Below are 17953 nucleotides of genomic sequence, written 5' to 3' on the forward strand. Positions count from 1 at the left end.
AACTCCTTCGCTAAAATTCGCTAATGCATATACATATCTTGGGCATTTGCGGTACTTTCATGGGCGGCATTGCCGCAATCGCGAGGCAGGCTGGACACCGCGTTACAGGCTGCGATGCCAACGTGTATCCACCAATGAGTACGCAACTTGAAGCTCAAGGCATTGAACTCATTGAGGGGTTCTCGCCCGATCAATTATCTCAGTTTGAGACCATGCCTGATTTATTTGTAATCGGTAATGTGGTTTCTCGTGGCAATCCATTGATGGAGGCAATTCTCAATCAAGGGCTACCCTATATTTCTGGACCGCAGTGGTTGGGCGAACAAGTTTTATATGGACGGCATGTTTTGGCTGTTGCTGGCACGCATGGCAAGACAACTACGTCAGCCATGCTGACTTGGATTTTGGAATTTAACGGATACAAGCCTGGTTATCTCATTGGTGGTGTGCCTCTGAATTTCACAGTGTCAGCACGTTTGGGTGAGAGCAAATATTTTGTGATCGAGGCCGATGAATATGACACGGCTTTTTTTGATAAGCGCAGTAAGTTTGTTCACTATCGACCACGCACTGCTTTGTTAAATAATTTGGAGTTTGATCACGCAGATATTTTTGCTGATCTTGCTGCAATCGAAACCCAATTTCATCATTTGGTTAGGACAGTTCCAGGCGAAGGTTTATTGGTGGTCAATGGCGAAGAGCCGGCTTTAGCAAATGTCATTACACGTGGTGCATGGGCACCTGTAGAGCGTTTTGGCCAAGAGGGAGGTCATGAATGGTCATTGATTTCTCAAGAGGCCGATGGCTTCATTGTGCGTAAGTCTGGCAATGAAGTGGCAACGGTGAAGTGGGCGCCTGACTCAGGTGTGATGGGTCGACATAACCAGCTCAATGCACTAGCGGCAATTGCATCAGCTAATCACATTGGAATCTCTCCAGCGGATTCTGCACGCGCTTTGGCAGAGTTTAAAAATGTAAAGCGTCGTTTAGAAACCATTGGTGTTGCAAATAACATCACTGTTTATGACGATTTCGCGCATCATCCAACGGCAATCACGACCACTGTTGATGGTCTGCGTCGTCGCGTTGGTAAAGCGCGTATCTTGGCAGTATTGGAGCCACGCTCCAATACGATGAAGCTCGGTGTCATGAAGGCTCAGCTTCCTGGAAGTTTAGAAGCTGCCGACAAAGTATTTGCTTATGGCGCTAATGCCGGCAAAGAATCTTTAGGTTGGGACTTGGCGGAGGTTTTATCTCCACTCAATCAGCTAGAGCGGGATAAAGCGCACGCATTTGATGATCTCGAGGCCTTAGTGAAAGCGGTTGCACAAGAAGCCGCGCCTGGTGATCACATTTTAGTCATGAGCAATGGCGGATTTGGTGGCGTGCATCAAAAAATATTACAAGCTATTTCGGCAAAGTAAAAAATACAGAAAGCAAAAAATGGGCGATAGATTAAAAGACAAAGTAGCCATCATTACCGGTGCCGCAAAGGGTATTGGCTTTGCTACAGCTCAGCGTTTTGCACAAGAGGGCGCAAAGGTCATCATTACTGATATTAATCAGGAAGCGGTCAATGGCGCAGCGTCACAAACTCCTAATGCCGAAGGGTATGCCATGAATGTGACTGATCGAGCCAGCATTCAGTCGGTGGTTGATCAGGTAATGCAAAAGCATGGACGTATTGATATCTTGATTAATAACGCCGGCATTACGCAAGATGCGCGCTTAATTAAGATGACCGAATTACAGTTTGATACGGTGATTGATGTCAATTTGAAAGGTGTATTTAATTGCACCCAACTGATCGTACCGCATATGCTTGAGGCTGGTTCTGGTGCGGTTGTGAACGCTTCCAGTGTAGTAGGTCTATATGGCAATTTTGGTCAAACCAATTACTCAGCCACTAAATTTGGCGTGATTGGCTTTACAAAAACATGGGCACGCGAGCTAGGACCCAAGGGAATTCGAGTGAATGCGGTATGCCCGGGCTTCATTGCGACAGAGATGGTCAAGGCGATGCCAGAAAATATTTTGCAAGACATTGAAAAGCGCAGCTGGCTTGGACGCTTAGGTACTCCAACAGAAATGGCCAACGTGTATTTATTCTTGGCGAGCGATGAAGCGAGCTATATCAATGGAGTGGCATTAGAAGCCAGCGGCGGGATCTCGCTCTAAGTATGAATCTTTTATATGAAGAGGGTGGCGATATTAAGCTCGCCACAGTCCAGTCTGCATCGGGCACGGGGGATGCGGAGTCTTGGCAGGCAACAAGTCTGTCCGGGAAAAAGATCAAACTCAAAGCTAAGGAAGTGTGGCTGCGCTTTGAAAAGCCAGAAGCCCAAACGGCAATAGATGAGGCGAACACGCTCACAGCAGATATTGATTTGCAATTTTTATGGGATTGCGCACCAGATGAAGAGTTTGGTTTGGTTGATGTGGCGCATGAGTACTTTGGATCGCAGGCAAGCATTCCGCAACAAGTTGCTCTGGCAATTGCTTTACAGGGGGCGCCTGTTTTCTTTCGTCGTAAAGGACGTGGTCGCTTTCAGAGGGCGCCGCTAGAGCAGTTGCAAGCTGGATTGGCTGCTTTAGAGCGCAAGCAAAAAGAGCTAGAACAACAATCAGCCTGGCAGCAAGAATTAGTTGCGGGTAATTTTCCTGAGGCACTGAAGTCTTCAGCCAAGCAATTACTTTTTTCTCCCGATAAAAATACTTCGGCTTACAAGGCATTTATTGCGGCCTGCACTGAGACTGGCGAATCTCCCGCCCAACTGATGATTCGTTGTGGCGCAATTGATTCACCTTTGGCTTATCACCAAGGAATGTTTCTAAAGGCGCATTTTCCGAATGGTGCGGATCACAACCCAGCTGTTGGGGTTGATCAAGCAGCATATGCATCCGCTATTGCTGAGCTGCCGCTTGCTCAGGCCCAGGCATTCTCGATTGATGATTCAGGCACTACAGAGATTGATGACGCCCTATCCGTTACGGTTATCGAGGGTGGGCATCGGGTAGGTATTCATATTGCCGCTCCAGGCTTGGCAATTGCGAAAGATGATCCCTTGGATCAAGTCGCGCGTAATCGTATGTCTACAGCGTACTTCCCTGGCGACAAAATTACGATGCTGCCAGATTCAGTGATTAAGCAATTTTCATTGGATGCCGGTATGCCAAGACCAGCCCTATCGATTTATGTAGATATTGATGCAGATGGTGTAGCGAATCGAGCTAGCTTGCAGATGCGTGCTGAGATGGTGCCTATGGCAGCGAATTTACGCTTAGAGGATATCGAGCACCTTGTAAGTCAAGAGAGTTTGCTGGATGGGGCTGCCAATTATCCCTATCGCAAAGAGCTAGCCACTTTGTGGCAGGCTGCCAAACTGCTTCATGCGGGTCGTCAAGAAAAGCGTGTGGCAAATGGTTTGCGCGCTGAGCAGTTAGGCCTTGTTGATCCAAATGCCTTGGCGAGAGATTTTCATTTTCAGATCCAGGATGTTGACGGAGTAAAGCGTGTGGAAATTACTCCACGTCAACGCGGCTCCATTTTGGACGCCATCGTTGCGGAATGGATGATCTTCTGTAATAGCGCTTCAGGTCAGCTTCTAGCAGACCATGGCCTACCAGGATTATTCAGAACCCAAAAGGGTTGGGGTCCGTTGCGTACTCGTATGCAAACAACTCCTGGGCCTCATGAAGGCCTGGGATTGGACTACTACGCCTGGTGCACTTCCCCTTTACGTCGGTACTCCGATTTAGTGAATCAATGGCAATTAATTGCTCTTGCAAAGCACGGCGTAACTGCCAAGATGGTTGCTCCTTTCCCGCCGCGTGATGCAGCGCTAATGGGTATCGCCGCTGATTTTGAATCTTGCTATCAAGCGTATGGTGAATTCCAAGATCGACTAGAGAAGTATTGGTGCTTACGTTGGATTACTCAAGATAGCGACTCTAAGACAGTTCATGTTCGTCATTTAAAAGAAGGCATGTCTAGAGTAGAGCTAGTCCCCCTGCATTTACCTATTCCTGAATTAGCAACCCATCCACGCATGACTCGCGCTGAGGTTGTCATATCGGATGTGGATTTATTACAGCTCAGTGCTGGAGTTCGAGTGCTGGAGATTGAAGCTAAGGTAGAGGCTCCTCAAAAGGCTGTAGAGCAGGAGCCATCAGAAAATTCCGAAGAAGATGCTAGCCCAGATTAAATCGCTGGAATTTCCATGTCCTGAAAGGCTCGCTAGAGTCTTTCGTTATCTACATGACTCTTGGAGCCGTTATCCATTTCGATTTGCTTTGTGTGCTTCGATACTGATTCACATTGTTTTTTTATCATTTCGTTGGGGTGTTGGAGAGACTCAGAATCGCAGACTGAATACTCCATTGAGTGTGGTTTTAGTCAATGCCAGCAATAAAACACCTCCACAAAAAGCGAACAAGTTGGCACAAGCTGATTTACAGGGTGGTGGAAAAACAGAGACTCAAGAAGCTACAGCAATGCATCGCGCAAGGTTAGGTGCGGAGGCTCGACTAGAAGTTTTAGAAAAGCAGCAGAAACAAATGCTCACTAAGCTGGACGAGCAGCGCAGTCGATCGGGTGGCCGAAAGAGTGGCGACGAGCAGAAAGTCACACCGCAATTAAATTCTCTCGAGGCTGAGTTAGCCAAACGGCTTCAGGCTGATGGTAGAGAGCCCAGACGTAAAGTATTGACTGGTGCCAACACCAAGGCCGTCACCTTTGCACATTATTACGATGCGATGCGACAAAAGATTGAGGCGTATGGAAGTGCGTTTTTCCCAAGGGCGAACGGGCGCGCTCTATACGGTAGCTTGGTGATCGTAGTCAGCGTTGACAACCAAGGCAGAATCACCACAAATGCCCAAGGTAAAGACGGACTCTCGATTGGACGTAGCTCTGGCAACCCTGAATTAGATAGGCAGGCCCTAGCAATTGTGAGAGCTTCAGCCCCATTTGGTGCTTTCCCTTCAGAAATGCGCAACCAAATCGACGTTTTAGATTGGGTCTCTACTTTTGAGTTCACTCGCGATGGCGTGGATCGTCTAGAGCTGCGTCATTAAAGCAATTTAACTAACTTCATAAATTCGCTTATTCTGTAGTCATGATGAGTTCCGCCGACACCAACACCTTGCATACTAACCCCAGCCTTTTTGCTGGTGTTGACGTTTATGCCGTCGCTGGTAATCCGATCTCTCACAGCAAATCTCCCGCAATTCATCAACGGTTTACAGAGCAATCAAACCAGCGGATGCACTATGGTCGTCTTCAGCCTGAATTAGATTCATTTGCTCAAGCGGCTAAAGCATTTTTTGCTGCAGGCGGTAAAGGTATGAATGTCACCGTGCCATTCAAGCTCGATGCGCAAAATTTAGCTGATGTATTAACACCGCGCGCCCAATTAGCGGGTGCTGTTAATACCTTATGGGAGACGGAAGGCAAAATCTTTGGTGACAATACCGACGGCGCTGGCCTTGTGCGTGATTTGCTTGCACAGGGAATTGCGCTCCATAACGCTCGCATACTCTTAATTGGTGCTGGCGGTGCCGCACGTGGTGTGCTTGGCCCTTTACTCGAGCAATCCCCTAAATCACTCATTATTGCCAATCGTTCCAATGCAAAAGCGGATCAGTTGGTAAAGCTATTCGCAGATTTGGCTGGGTCTAAAGAGGTTGCACTAGAGTCGCGGACTTTAGCTGATTTAGAGGATGTTGCTAAAACTCAATATCCATTTGATTTGGTTATCAATGCTACCGCTGCAGGTTTGACTAATGAATCTCCGTTGACATCAAAGGCCGTGGGTAATATTTTTGTGCCCAGCTCTTTCGCTTATGACATGGTCTACGGCAAAACCACTGCCTTCATGCAGCAAGCCTTGCAAAGAGGCGCACGTGTCAGTGATGGCCTAGGCATGCTAGTTGAGCAAGCGGCGGATGCCTTCTTGCTATGGCGAGGTGCGCAACTGGCGAACATGATTCAGCCTCGCGCAGTCTTGGCGGAGTTACGTAGTTAACTTGCTCTGATGCGCTGGCTTCTTTATCCAGTGAAGTGCTTGCTAGCGGGATTTATCGCGATGCAAATCTTTTTTGCCCTACAAATTACTTTGTGGGTTAGTTTGGATCCGAGCAGCACTGCATTTCAGAGGGCAGAGCGTTGGCGTTTATGTACCTGGCATTGGACTTGTTCAGTGAAATCGCATTGGACGCCTTATGACAAGATATCGAACAATCTCAAGCGTGCTGTTTTAGTCAGTGAAGACGATATCTTCTTTCAGCACAAAGGTGTGCGAGTCGAAGATATGCAAAAAGCATGGCAGAAAAATCAACAGAAAACTCAAGCAGGGGGTAAATCCAAAACCGTCCTCCGTGGAGGTTCAACCATTACCCAGCAGTTGGCTAAGAATTTATTTCTATCTTCAGAGCAAAACTATTTGCGTAAGGGCCAGGAACTCATCATTACTGGGCTCTTAGAGTTAATACTCTCTAAGCAGAGGCTGTACGAGATTTATCTCAATTCAGTAGAGTGGGGTGAGGGTATTTTTGGAGTTGGTGCCGCGTCTCAGCATTATTACGCTACCAGTCCAGCAGCGCTGGATCGAGAGCAAGCCGCAGCTCTCGCTTCAGCCCTGCCTGCACCCAAGTGTTTTGATAAGCAAGAGTATTGCCGTCGAGGAAGTATTAATTACTCTGCTCGCCAAGACTTTATCTTGGAAGGTATGGATCGGGTGGCATTAGCGCCCTACCCAAAGAAGTAAGAGTCTCTACTTGCCTACCGAATTACTTGCTTGCAGCAGCGCGAAGCGCATCACGCGTGCTGATGGCAACCGTTCTAGCTGCCTGGGCAAAATCAGAGTCTGAGCTGGCGTACAGAATGGCTCTGGAAGAATTGATGATCATTCCTGTGCCCGGCTTGCCAATGATTTTCCCCGCGCTCACAGTGGCATCAATATCCCCACCTTGAGCACCAATTCCTGGAATCAATAAGGGCATATCACCCACAATGGCGCGCACTTTGGCAATTTCTTCTGGGAAGGTTGCGCCGACTACTAAGCTAATTTGACTGGTGCTATTCCATTGTTGCGCAGCTAGTTTGGCTACATGTAGATACAGGGGCTCACCATTGGGGGCTACGTTCAAAAACTGTAAATCAGATCCACCGGGATTTGATGTACGGCACAAGACAATGACCCCTTTGCCCGTGTGTTTGAGATAGGGCTCAATCGTGTCAAATCCCATATAGGGGTTCACGGTTACCGCATCGGCACCATAGCGATCAAAGGCCTCAAGAGCGTAATGGTCGGCGGTGCTACCAATATCCCCGCGCTTGGAATCTAAGATGACTGGGATATGGGGATACTTATCTTTGAGGTGCTTAATCAACTTTTCTAGTTGAGCCTCTGCTCTTTGGGAGGCAAAGTAAGCAAATTGGGGCTTGAAGGCGCAGACCAAATCCGCAGTGGCATCAGCGATTTCTCGACAGAATTCATAGATACCGTCGGGTTTCCCTTGTAGGCTAAGGGGTAAGCGCTTTGGGTCTGGGTCAAAACCAACGCACAGCATGCTGCCTTGGGAAGCCCATGCGGACTGGAGTTGCTGGTTAAAGGTATTTGAGCGAGAGTTCATTGGATTTGGCTTATTTTAGTGAAACTGTCATGTTCTATAGGATAAACTAGCGCACATTCCTTAGGAGTTCACCATGATCAACTTGTTCGTCCTGCAAAATGGCCGCCTCTCTCAAGAGCAAGTGGAAGATCGCAATGAATTGTTGCAGTATGCCAATCCTATCTGGATTGACGTGGTTGATCCAGAAGAAGAGGAATTAATCTGGATTAAAGAGGCATTTGGCGTACTCTTGCCTGAGTTGGATGACTTGGGTGACTTGGAAGCATCTGCGCGTTACTTTGAAGCAGATGATGGCCACCTCCATATCCGTACCGATTTCTTATTGGATGAAGAAGAAACTTCTCGTAACGTTCGAGTAGCTTTCGTTCTCACCAAGCAAGTGCTGTTCTCTATTCATGATGAAGATTTGCCGGTGTTCCGCTTGGTTCGCTTGCGTGCGCGTTTGCGTCCTGGATCAGTGAGCAATGCAAAAGACGTATTGCTGGATTTGTACTCAACTGATGCCGAATATTCTGCGGATGCTTTGGAAGAGGTTTATGAAAACCTGGAGCAAGCCGGTAAGCGAGTACTTTCTGACAGTATTAATGATGCTGATGCTGCAGAGGTTTTAGAGACTATTGCCAAGGAAGAGGATACAAACGGACGTATTCGTCGCAATGTGATGGATACCCGTAGAGCCTTGTCTTTCCTAATGCGCAGCAAGCTGCTGTCTGATGAGCAGCAAGAAGAAGCACGTCAAATTTTGCGTGATATTGACTCTTTGGAAAACCATACGGCATTCTTATTCGACAAGATCAACTTCTTGATGGATGCGACCGTCGGTTTCATTAACTTGAACCAGTCCAAGATTATTAAGATCTTCTCGGTGGTATCTGTAGCCTTAATGCCGCCAACATTGCTTGCAAGTATCTGGGGTATGAACTACAAACATATGCCTGAGTTAGACGCCACTTGGGGTTATCCAATGGCGATAGGCGCAATGGTAGTTTCTGCAATCATCCCGCTTGGGTACTTCCACAGCAAAGGCTGGATGAAATAATAGGTAGTTGGATTTTTGGTTTAACTTCTGAGTAGCGCTATTAACTCAGTAAGTGCGAATTCAGCTGCTTGTTGTCGAACCCTTTGACGATCTCCGTCAAAGCGCATGGTTTTAGTTAAGACTTGATTCTCGGTAGACCATCCAAAGCTCACAGTGCCAACGGGCTTTTCCTCTGATCCTCCAGTGGGCCCCGCAATACCGGTAATAGAAATAGCCACATTACTCCCTGAATGGATGCGGGCACCTTCGGCCATGGCCTTAGCTACCTGCTCACTGACAGCTCCATGAGCCTCAATCAGCTCGGCTGGGACGCCGAGACACTCTGTCTTTGCCTCATTGCTATAAGTAACGTAACCACGCTCAAACCACTCGCTAGAGCCCGCTAATTCGGTGAGTGTGGCGCAGACAAGGCCACCAGTACAAGACTCCGCTAAAGATACTGTCCAATTTCTGGAAAGCAAAATCTGAGCTAAGGTTTTGGTGAGGTCAGTTGCATTCATTTGTGCTCATTATTTCATTAAGAACTGCAATAAGGCCATTGCAAGAAGCGTACAAAAAGCAGCAGCTAGATCGTCGACCACAATACCAAATCCACGCCAAATAATTTGCAAGTAAGTTGATTGTTCAGCACCATCGCATGAAGTGTTTTTAAAGTGACGATCAATCATTCCAATAGGGCCTGGTTTCATGGCATCAAAAAAGCGGAAGAGTGCAAAAGCAATTATTTGCATCCAAATGTTAGTTGGCATGATGAAGATGAGTACTAGCCAGAATGCGATTATTTCATCCCAAACAATTCCACCAAAATCTTTTTTACCAAGCTCTTCACTAACGTGACCACAGATCCAGCAGCCCAGCAAAATACCACCACCAATAATCCAAAGAAAGTCTTCCGTACTAAGAAAGTATTCACCCACCAGAAAGGCCGCCCAAGCCCAAAGGGTGCCTACAGTGCCTGGAGCTACCGGGCTTAGTCCACTACCAAAGCCAAAGGCAATAGTGCGACTAGCAGTTTGAAAAACCCATTTGAAGTTTGGTTGTACTTGTGCAGAAGGCTGAATATTAGTCATGATGCAAAGTGATCAAATGAGTTAAGAAAGGGCGCCGCCTCTGCATTGCTCAGTTCTGAGCCAGAAGCATCTAGCAAATGTACTTTTGCTTGTGTATCTTTTTTCGGAAGTATTTTTCCAATTAAGGTCAAAGGCAAATGAAGTGATTTACTAATCTCTTGAATCTTTTCGCGTTGATTTTGATCGGCCGTGAAGCAAAGTTCGTAATCATCGCCGCCACACGCAGCAAATTGATTTTGAATGCGCAACTCTTGTTTTTTTAGGATGCTCGACTTTGGTAGTTGATCTAACTGAATTTGTGCATCAACTTGTGATTGCCGCAAGATATGGCGTAAGTCGCCTAGCAAGCCATCGGATACATCTAACGCTGCAGTAGCTACACCTCTTAATCGAGAGCCCAATTCAATTCGCGGTGTTGGTTGATGCATGCGATGTTCGATTTGCTGTAAATCTTCAGTAGATAGATTTATTTCATGACGCAGTGCAGCAAGAACAAGTCTTGCATCACCAACAGCACCCGATACCCAAATATCGTCATCTACTTTTGCCCCTGATCTGCGGATGGCTTTATTGACGGGGGTACTGCCAAAGGCGGTAATAGAGATGGTGAGCGGGCCTGCAGTGGTGTCTCCACCTATCAGTGGGCAAGAATATTCTTTAGCGATGGCAAAAAGGCCTTCAGAAAAAGCTTTTAGCCAAGCCTCATCTACCGCAGGCAGGGCGATTGCCAGAGTAAATCCCAGCGGTCTTGCACCCATGGCGGCTAGGTCTGAAAGGTTGACTGCTAGGGCTTTGCGGGCCAATAGCCCAGGATTGGCACCTGCAAAAAAGTGCCTACCTTCAACCAGCATATCGCTGGTGATGGCGATTTCTTCATCTGCCTGAGGGTGGATGAGGGCACAGTCATCGCCAATGCCTAGGGTGATTGCTTGATCTGAGTCGGTACGCAAGGAATCCGCACCCGTTTTGAAGAAACGTTCGATTAGGTCAAATTCACCGAGGGGGGTGGAGCGAGAAGACATGCCCCATTTTATGGCGGTTATGAGGTCAATGCCCGAGAGGAATAGAATTGAAGTCTTACAAGTCTTAGACAAATGAAGATAAGACAGAATTTAGCGAGTTAGTGAATGAGCAAAGAAAACAGTAAAGAGCAACAAATTGCAGCCTTAAGAGAGGCGGCCCTTCAGTATCACGAGTTTCCGACTCCGGGCAAAATTGAAATTGCCCCAACCAAGCAATTGACCAATCAACGAGACTTAGCGCTGGCATATACGCCTGGTGTTGCAGCTCCTTGCGAAGAAATTGTTAAAGATCCAGCGAATGCTTTCAAGTACACAGCGCGCGGAAATTTAGTTGGCGTCATTACAAACGGCACAGCCGTTTTAGGCTTAGGAAATATCGGACCACTGGCAAGTAAGCCAGTGATGGAAGGTAAAGCAGTTCTATTTAAGAAGTTTGCTGGTATAGATGTTTTCGATATCGAGGTCAATGAAAATGATCCTGATAAGTTAGTTGAAATCATTGCGGCACTAGAGCCAACGTTTGGCGGTATTAATTTAGAAGACATTAAAGCGCCTGATTGTTTTGTGGTCGAGCGTAAGTTGCAAGCACGTATGAAGATTCCGGTCTTCCACGATGATCAACACGGTACAGCGATTGTGGTTGCAGCCGCTATCCTCAATGGTTTGAAGGTGGTTGGTAAAAAAGTAGAAGAAGTAAAGCTCGTTACTTCTGGAGCGGGTGCTGCTGCCTTAGCCTGTTTAGATCTATTGGTTGATTTAGGTATTCAGCGTAAAAATATTTGGGTTACGGACTTAGCTGGCGTTGCTTACAAAGGCCGTAAAGAATTAATGGACCCTGAGAAGGAGCCATTCTGCCAAGACACTGATTTGCGTACATTGGATCAAGCGATTGAAGGTGCGGATATTTTCTTAGGTCTTTCTGCTGGTGGTGTATTGAAGCAAGACATGGTGAAGAAGATGGCGCCTAAGCCATTGGTCTATGCCTTAGCAAATCCAACCCCAGAAATCTTGCCGGAAGAGGTGAAAGCAGTTCGTCCAGATGCAGTGATGGCAACTGGCCGTACTGACTATCCAAACCAAGTGAATAACGTTTTGTGTTTCCCATTCATCTTCCGTGGTGCTTTGGATGTGGGTGCAACAACTATTACTCGTGGCATGGAAGTCGCAGCGGTTAAGGCTGTGGCCGAGTTGGCTCAAGCGGAGCAGAGTGAAGTGGTTGCCTCTGTATACGGCATAGAGAACCTCTCTTTTGGTCCAGAGTATTTAATTCCAAAACCATTTGATCCGCGTTTGATTACGGTGATTGCCCCAGCAGTTGCTAAAGCAGCGATGGATGATGGCGTGGCTTTACGTCCGATTAAAGATTTCGATGCATATCGCAATCAATTGCAACAATTCGTGTACCACTCCGGTACTTTGATGAAACCGCTCTTTAGTATTGCTAAGCGTGTTCCAGCCAATCAAAAACGTATTGTGTTTGCCGAGGGTGAAGACGAGCGTGTATTGCGCGCAGTTCAGATCATCATTGATGAGCATCTTGCTACGCCGATTCTGATTGGTCGACCAGCTGTTATCGAGCATCGCCTCGAGAAGTTTGGCTTGCGCATGAAGGCGGGTGACGACTTTGAGATTGTGAATCCGGAGAATGATTCTCGCTTCCGCGATTTCTGGCAAACCTACCTGGCCCTTACTGAGCGTAAGGGCGTTACACAGTCCTTTGCCAAGTTGGAAGTACGCCGCCGCAATAGTTTGATTGGCAGTCTGTTGATTCAAAAAGGCATGGCAGACGGCATGATCTCGGGCACGGTAGGCAACATAGCCACTCACTTGAAGTATGTCGATGAAGTGATTGGGCATGAGCCTGGCGCGAATGTTTATGGCGCAATGTCTGGTTTGATTTTGCCGGGCCGACAAGTATTCTTAGTGGATACCCATATCAATCTTGACCCTACTGCCGAGCAGTTAGCGGATCTCACTCTCATGGCCGCAAGTGAAATGAGAAAGCTAGGACTAGCTCCTAAAGTGGCATTGCTCTCCCATTCCAATTTTGGTTCAAGCAATGCGCCATCTGCAGTCAAAATGCGCGAAGTGTTGGCATTGCTTCAGAAAGCAGATCCAACTTTAGAAGTTGATGGAGAAATGCATGGCGACAGTGCTCTGGATGCAAGCATTCGTGAAGGTGCGGTATCTTCATCATCACTAAAGGGCGATGCTAATTTGCTGGTATTGCCAAATATCGATGCAGCAAACATTTCCTACAACTTGCTAAAAACAGCAGCTGGTAATGGCATTGCAATTGGTCCATTGTTATTGGGTGTCGCTAAGCCAATTCATATTCTCACTCCGGCCGCAACCGTCCGCCGTATTGTGAATGTGACAACTTTGGCAGTGGTTGAGGCTGCAAGCAACGCTAGAGGCATTACCTAGGCACTTATATTTTATGTTAGTTAGTAATAACTAACATAAAATATTTCTATATGAATCAGTGCTTTACATAAAATGCACTGTATTTGGGCTTGATTTGATGGCGTGTTACGGGTAACCTAGCACCCATCATGAATAATCGCTCTGAAAACAGCAATACAGCCAGCTTCGATGAACATAGCCGCGCTGAAAGTTGGGATAGCAATGATCGACTTGAAACTGAGTCATCCGCTGCCAACATTTATGCTGAAGGCGGTTTATCTCGTTTACAAACCTATGCAGCAAATCAAGTTTCGGGGAAAAAAGTGACAGCTTCTTGGCGTGCCGCTTTGGCCGTTCGCGATGCCGGACCGCCGGCAATGTTGCGCAGTGTGCGCCCTAATATCGTGCAATCTATTCGTGCTTTCCGTACTCCTGACTTGCAGGAAGCGGCAACTGAATTAGGTCAACACTTCATTTATGCCAATTGTGCAAATGCAATGACTAAAGGTGAGGTTTTGGAGTCCATTGCGATTGCTTACTCATTTACTAAGCAACAGGCAAAAAACTACGATCCATTGTTGGATGCCTTAACCACTACAGTGGATAAGTCTGGCCCACAACCTGGTTTTGTTGTGGTGCTTGAAGGTTTGCCATGCACTCAGAAGTTTGACAAAGAAGCTCGCGAAACATTGTTAGATGTTTTCCGTGATGCTGTTGATTTCTGGGCTGAGCGCCGTACACCGTATCGCGTCTTCTACTCCTTCGCTTAATCGCTTAGGTCCTAGAAGTTCAACAAATCGCCTCTACTTGAGGCGATTTTGCATTTCAGCATTCCACACACTGTGCACGGCTGTAATGGCCACTACGCCTGCGGTTTCAGTTCTTAGAACCCGCTCACCCAGAGAGACTAATTGATAGCCTGCAGCCTCTGCTTGAGCCTCTTCTTCGGGAGAGTGGCCACCTTCTGGCCCAATCATTAAGACGATATCTTGAGGAGCATTTTCTAGAAGTACTGAATACATGCTTTTTGTTGCATCAGGGCTAAGAAGTAGCTTGAGGGCGGGTTTTGGAGTTGCCTTTAAGTAAGCTTCGAATGTTTGAATGGGTTCTAGGTTGGCAAGGACGGTACGATCGCATTGTTCGCAAGCTGCCTGAATAATGCCTTCCCAGTGAGCAAGGCGTTTTTGGGCGCGTTCTAGATCGCTAGAACGAGTGAGTTTCAAAATAGAGCGCTCACACTGCATCGGAGCAATATTTTGTGCGCCAGTCTCAACGGCTTTTTCGACAATCCAATCCATTTTGTCGCCGCCAGCCAGTCCCTGAGCCAAAGTAATCGCATATGGGGTTTCGCGATGGGTGTCGGTGCGGATGTCCGTTAACTGAACCTGACCTGTTTTTCCGCTTAAAGAGAGGAGTTCCCCCTTGGCAACTTGGCCTTTTCCGTCAAAAACTGGGAAGAATTCCCCAGCTTGGACGCGCCTTACGCGCAAATGGTGGGCAACCTCGGGAGTGAGGGCGGTTGGCTTTTGGGATTCCCATGGTCCGGGAAGATAAAATTGAGGCATTACTGAAATATAGCCAATTAATTTTCCAGAGACCACTTTTACGATGTCAAACCTTCAAATTCGCATGGCCAATGCCATTCGCGCTTTATCCATGGATGCAGTTCAGCAGGCAAATTCAGGACACCCTGGTATGCCAATGGGCATGGCAGATATTGCTGTCGGTCTTTGGAATGAACATTTAAAACATAACCCAACAGATCCACATTGGATGGATCGCGATCGTTTTGTTTTATCCAATGGTCACGGCTCCATGTTGTTGTATTCACTCTTGCATCTTTCTGGCTACGACTTGCCAATTGAAGAGTTAAAAAATTTCCGCCAATTACACAGCAAAACTCCAGGACATCCTGAGTACGGAATTACGCCTGGTGTAGAAACAACCACTGGTCCACTAGGGCAAGGAATTTCGAATGCAGTTGGTATGGCATTGGCCGAAAAATTACTGGCAGAAGAATTTAACCGTCCTGGTCACAATATCGTTGATCACTACACCTATGTATTTTTAGGTGATGGTTGCTTGATGGAAGGTATCAGCCATGAAGTGTGTTCATTGGCTGGCACATTAAAACTGAATAAGCTGATTGCATTGTGGGATGACAACGGCATCTCGATTGATGGCAAAGTAGTTTCTTGGTTTAACGAAGATACGCCGAAGCGCTTTGAAGCCTATGGCTGGAATGTCATTTGTGCTGTAGACGGGCATGATGCAGAAGCTGTATCTGCTGCGATTGCTAAGGCGAAAAAGAGCGATAAGCCAACCCTGATTTGCTGTAAGACTGCGATTGGCCAAGGCTCGCCGAACATGGCGGGTAGCGATAAAGTACACGGTTCACCATTAGGTGCCGCTGAGATTGCAGCTACACGTGTAGCCTTGAATTGGCCTTATGTGCCATTTGAAATTCCAAAAGATATTTATGCAGCTTGGGATTTTAAAAAGCGTGGTCAAGCCGTAGAACACGAGTGGAATAAAGAGTTTCAGAAATATAAAAACAAATTTCCAGAACTCGCCTCTGAATTGCAGCGTCGTATGGCGGGTGATTTATCCAAAGATTTTTCATCGACACTCAATGCATATTTAAAAACTTGCCAAACTAAAGCAGAGACCATTGCTACGCGTAAAGCAAGTCAAAATGCGATTGAAGCTTTAGCACCCGCTTTGCCAGAATTTATGGGCGGCTCTGCTGACCTCACTGGATCTAACTTAACCAATTGGTCTTCATGCAAAGCAGTACGTGCTGATCAATGGGGCAACCATATCAATTACGGCGTTCGTGAATTTGGCATGAGTGCCATCATGAATGGCATTGCCTTACATGGCGGATATATTCCATTTGGCGGTACGTTCTTAACTTTCTCAGACTACAGCCGTAATGCCTTACGTATGGCTGCGTTGATGAAGCTACGCAGCATCTTTGTCTTTACCCATGATTCCATTGGTTTGGGTGAAGATGGCCCAACCCACCAGTCTGTAGAGCATGTAGCCAGTCTGCGCCTGATCCCGAACTTGATGGTTTGGCGTCCTTGCGACACCACGGAGAGCGCTGTAGCCTGGGGCTCAGCGATTGAGCGTAAAAATGGCCCTAGCGCCCTGATATTTAGTCGTCAGAACTGCCCATTCGTATCTCGTTCAGCAGCGCAAATTAAAGATATCGCACGCGGTGGTTATGTCTTGCGTGATCCATCTGGCAAGATTGATGCGGTCATTATTGCGACTGGCTCTGAAATTGCCCTTGCATTGCAAACTGCAGAGCGTTTAGAAAAAGACAGCGCAGGAAAAATCGGCATTCGTGTTGTGTCCATTCCTTCGACCACCGTCTTTGATCAACAAGATGCCGCATACAAAGCAAAAGTATTGCCAGCTAATATTCCGCGCATTGCGGTTGAAGCAGGTGTGAGTGATTTCTGGTGGAAATATGGTTGTGCAGCAGTGCATGGTGTTGATACCTTTGGTGAGTCTGCACCGGCACCTGTGTTGTATGAATATTTTGGCTTAACAGTCGATCAGATTGCAAAGACAGTACAGGAATGCATCGCAAAGAAATAAAGCGAACCAAATAAAAATACATCGAAATAAATTCAATATTAGTAAGGGGAAATAAATGACAATTCGCGTCGCAATTAATGGTTATGGACGTATCGGTCGCATGGTATTGCGTGCTTTGTATGAGGATCAAGTAAACGGCAAGCCACGTCGTGATATCAAGATCGTTGCAATTAATGCGATGGGCGATATTGCTATCAATGCCCACCTAACTCAATATGATTCAGCGCATGGCCGCTTCCCAGCCGAGGTTTCAGTCGATGGTGATTGCATGGTGGTCAATGGCGATCGCATCAAAATATTCTGCACACGTAATCCTGCAGAAACCCCATGGGGTGAATTGGGTGTCGATCTAGTTTTGGAGTGCACCGGCAAGTTCACTTCAAAAGAAAAAGCCATGATTCATATTCAGCAGGGCGCGAAGAAAGTATTGATTTCTGCTCCTGGTGAAAAAGATGTGGACGCAACGATTGTGTATGGCGTAAATCAACAAGTATTAAAGCCAAGCGATGTTGTTGTATCAAATGCTAGCTGTACAACAAACTGTTTAGCTCCATTGGTTAAGCCGCTCCTAGAAAAGATTGGCATTGAATCAGGTTTGATGACGACGATTCATGCGTTCACAAATGATCAAGTGCTGACTGACGTTTATCACAAGGATATGCGCCGTGCGCGTTCTGCTGTTACCAGCATGATCCCAACAAAAACTGGCGCAGCTAAAGCGGTTGGTTTAGTGTTGCCAGCATTGGCAGGTCGCTTTGATGGTTTCGCGATGCGTGTGCCAGTGATCAACGTTTCCGTAGTGGATCTGACTTTTGCTGCAAGCCGTGCTACTAGCGTGGATGAAGTGAACTCCATTCTTAAGGCTGCCAGCGAGGGTGAGCTCAAAGGTATTTTGGGCTTCAATACGCTGCCGTTGGTATCCATCGACTTTAACCATGATCCACGCCCAAGTATTTATGACGCTTCTCAGACTCGCGTTTCTGCAGATGGCAAGTTGGTAAAGGTATTAGCTTGGTATGACAACGAGTGGGGTTATTCAGTTCAAATGCTCAATGCTGCAGAGGCATTGATGGCTGTAAAGTAAGGAAAAGTACTTAAGAGTGTCTAAAAGTTGTTAAAAAACGCTTAAATCTTCTTTTTAGGCTTAATTTTGTGAAAAAGACCTCAATTTG

16 protein-coding genes are annotated in these 17953 nt (G+C 46.8%); 11 read left to right on the forward strand and 5 right to left on the reverse strand.

What is annotated here, in order from left to right; all coding sequences use genetic code 11:
- Positions 1–23: 23 nt before the first annotated feature.
- The 6 genes from mpl (at position 24) to mtgA (ending at position 6767) form a co-directional block, all read left to right on the forward strand.
- Complete coding sequence (gene mpl, locus AOC21_RS01105; RefSeq protein WP_215391985.1) at positions 24–1424, forward strand: UDP-N-acetylmuramate:L-alanyl-gamma-D-glutamyl-meso-diaminopimelate ligase; 1401 nt, start codon at positions 24–26, stop codon at positions 1422–1424.
- Between the two features lie 19 nt (positions 1425–1443).
- Positions 1444–2178: a 3-oxoacyl-ACP reductase FabG gene (gene fabG / locus AOC21_RS01110; RefSeq protein WP_215391986.1), complete on the forward strand. Its 735-nt coding sequence runs from the start codon at positions 1444–1446 to the stop codon at positions 2176–2178.
- 2 nt (positions 2179–2180) lie between these two features.
- The gene (locus tag AOC21_RS01115) at positions 2181–4205 is read left to right on the forward strand and encodes a ribonuclease catalytic domain-containing protein (protein WP_215391987.1); all 2025 of its coding nucleotides are present in this window, start codon (positions 2181–2183) and stop codon (positions 4203–4205) included.
- A 181-nt stretch (positions 4206–4386) separates the two neighbouring features.
- A complete protein-coding gene (locus AOC21_RS01120) occupies positions 4387–5076 on the forward strand; it encodes an energy transducer TonB (RefSeq protein WP_251371526.1) in 690 nt (229 codons plus the stop codon).
- Positions 5077–5120: 44 nt separating this feature from the next.
- Positions 5121–6026, forward strand: a complete 906-nt coding sequence (aroE, locus tag AOC21_RS01125) for a shikimate dehydrogenase (protein ID WP_215392700.1) — start codon at positions 5121–5123, stop codon at positions 6024–6026.
- Positions 6027–6035: 9 nt separating this feature from the next.
- A complete protein-coding gene (mtgA, locus tag AOC21_RS01130; protein WP_215391989.1) occupies positions 6036–6767 on the forward strand; it encodes a monofunctional biosynthetic peptidoglycan transglycosylase in 732 nt (243 codons plus the stop codon).
- 22 nt (positions 6768–6789) lie between these two features.
- Here mtgA and pyrF read toward each other — a convergent pair whose 3' ends face one another.
- Positions 6790–7635, reverse strand: coding sequence for an orotidine-5'-phosphate decarboxylase (pyrF, locus tag AOC21_RS01135; RefSeq protein ID WP_215391990.1), 846 nt, complete (start codon positions 7633–7635; stop codon positions 6790–6792).
- 73 nt (positions 7636–7708) lie between these two features.
- On the opposite strand from pyrF, the gene corA reads away from it, so the two are divergent.
- Positions 7709–8674 (forward strand): magnesium/cobalt transporter CorA, encoded by a 966-nt coding sequence (gene corA, locus AOC21_RS01140; protein WP_215391991.1) that lies wholly within the window; start codon positions 7709–7711, stop codon positions 8672–8674.
- A gap of 20 nt (positions 8675–8694) precedes the next feature.
- Here corA and AOC21_RS01145 read toward each other — a convergent pair whose 3' ends face one another.
- Genes AOC21_RS01145 through thiL form a run of 3 tightly spaced genes read right to left on the reverse strand, consistent with a single transcriptional unit; the run spans position 8695 to position 10766 of the window.
- Positions 8695–9174 (reverse strand): CinA family protein, encoded by a 480-nt coding sequence (locus AOC21_RS01145; RefSeq protein WP_215391992.1) that lies wholly within the window; start codon positions 9172–9174, stop codon positions 8695–8697.
- Positions 9175–9183: 9 nt separating this feature from the next.
- Complete coding sequence (locus AOC21_RS01150; protein WP_215391994.1) at positions 9184–9744, reverse strand: phosphatidylglycerophosphatase A; 561 nt, start codon at positions 9742–9744, stop codon at positions 9184–9186.
- Entirely contained in the window at positions 9741–10766 is a 1026-nt protein-coding gene (gene thiL / locus AOC21_RS01155; protein WP_215391995.1) for a thiamine-phosphate kinase, read from the reverse strand. The genes AOC21_RS01150 and thiL overlap by 4 nt, the downstream gene beginning before the upstream one ends.
- A 105-nt stretch (positions 10767–10871) precedes the next feature.
- On the opposite strand from thiL, the gene AOC21_RS01160 reads away from it, so the two are divergent.
- Positions 10872–13193 carry an NADP-dependent malic enzyme gene (locus AOC21_RS01160; protein ID WP_215391996.1) on the forward strand — a complete coding sequence of 774 codons (2322 nt, stop codon included), beginning with the start codon at positions 10872–10874 and terminating at the stop codon, positions 13191–13193.
- Between the two features lie 128 nt (positions 13194–13321).
- Positions 13322–13942: a barstar family protein gene (locus tag AOC21_RS01165; RefSeq protein ID WP_215321414.1), complete on the forward strand. Its 621-nt coding sequence runs from the start codon at positions 13322–13324 to the stop codon at positions 13940–13942.
- Positions 13943–13975: 33 nt separating this feature from the next.
- Here the strand turns inward: AOC21_RS01165 and AOC21_RS01170 are convergent, their stop codons facing one another.
- A complete protein-coding gene (locus AOC21_RS01170; RefSeq protein ID WP_215391997.1) occupies positions 13976–14737 on the reverse strand; it encodes a 16S rRNA (uracil(1498)-N(3))-methyltransferase in 762 nt (253 codons plus the stop codon).
- A 43-nt stretch (positions 14738–14780) separates the two neighbouring features.
- On the opposite strand from AOC21_RS01170, the gene tkt reads away from it, so the two are divergent.
- Positions 14781–16781 (forward strand): transketolase, encoded by a 2001-nt coding sequence (tkt, locus tag AOC21_RS01175; RefSeq protein ID WP_251371527.1) that lies wholly within the window; start codon positions 14781–14783, stop codon positions 16779–16781.
- A 55-nt stretch (positions 16782–16836) separates the two neighbouring features.
- A complete protein-coding gene (gene gap, locus AOC21_RS01180; RefSeq protein WP_215391998.1) occupies positions 16837–17865 on the forward strand; it encodes a type I glyceraldehyde-3-phosphate dehydrogenase in 1029 nt (342 codons plus the stop codon).
- The last annotated feature ends 88 nt before the right edge of the window (positions 17866–17953 follow it).

The organism is Polynucleobacter sp. VK25, assembly GCF_018687355.1.
Lineage (GTDB): Bacteria > Pseudomonadota > Gammaproteobacteria > Burkholderiales > Burkholderiaceae > Polynucleobacter.

Bases quoted from the DNA above. Each gene is read 5' to 3' on its own strand.
- mtgA (WP_215391989.1), top strand. From the start codon at position 6,036: ATGCGCTGGCTTCTTTATCCAGTGAAGTGCTTGCTAGCGGGATTTATC.
- corA (WP_215391991.1), top strand. From the start codon at position 7,709: ATGATCAACTTGTTCGTCCTGCAAAATGGCCGCCTCTCTCAAGAGCAA.
- AOC21_RS01145 (WP_215391992.1), bottom strand. From the start codon at position 9,174: ATGAATGCAACTGACCTCACCAAAACCTTAGCTCAGATTTTGCTTTCC.
- fabG (WP_215391986.1), top strand. From the start codon at position 1,444: ATGGGCGATAGATTAAAAGACAAAGTAGCCATCATTACCGGTGCCGCA.
- gap (WP_215391998.1), top strand. From the start codon at position 16,837: ATGACAATTCGCGTCGCAATTAATGGTTATGGACGTATCGGTCGCATG.
- tkt (WP_251371527.1), top strand. From the start codon at position 14,781: ATGTCAAACCTTCAAATTCGCATGGCCAATGCCATTCGCGCTTTATCC.
- pyrF (WP_215391990.1), bottom strand. From the start codon at position 7,635: ATGAACTCTCGCTCAAATACCTTTAACCAGCAACTCCAGTCCGCATGG.
- AOC21_RS01115 (WP_215391987.1), top strand. From the start codon at position 2,181: ATGAATCTTTTATATGAAGAGGGTGGCGATATTAAGCTCGCCACAGTC.
- AOC21_RS01165 (WP_215321414.1), top strand. From the start codon at position 13,322: ATGAATAATCGCTCTGAAAACAGCAATACAGCCAGCTTCGATGAACAT.
- AOC21_RS01150 (WP_215391994.1), bottom strand. From the start codon at position 9,744: ATGACTAATATTCAGCCTTCTGCACAAGTACAACCAAACTTCAAATGG.
- AOC21_RS01160 (WP_215391996.1), top strand. From the start codon at position 10,872: ATGAGCAAAGAAAACAGTAAAGAGCAACAAATTGCAGCCTTAAGAGAG.
- thiL (WP_215391995.1), bottom strand. From the start codon at position 10,766: ATGTCTTCTCGCTCCACCCCCCTCGGTGAATTTGACCTAATCGAACGT.
- AOC21_RS01170 (WP_215391997.1), bottom strand. From the start codon at position 14,737: ATGCCTCAATTTTATCTTCCCGGACCATGGGAATCCCAAAAGCCAACC.
- aroE (WP_215392700.1), top strand. From the start codon at position 5,121: ATGAGTTCCGCCGACACCAACACCTTGCATACTAACCCCAGCCTTTTT.
- mpl (WP_215391985.1), top strand. From the start codon at position 24: ATGCATATACATATCTTGGGCATTTGCGGTACTTTCATGGGCGGCATT.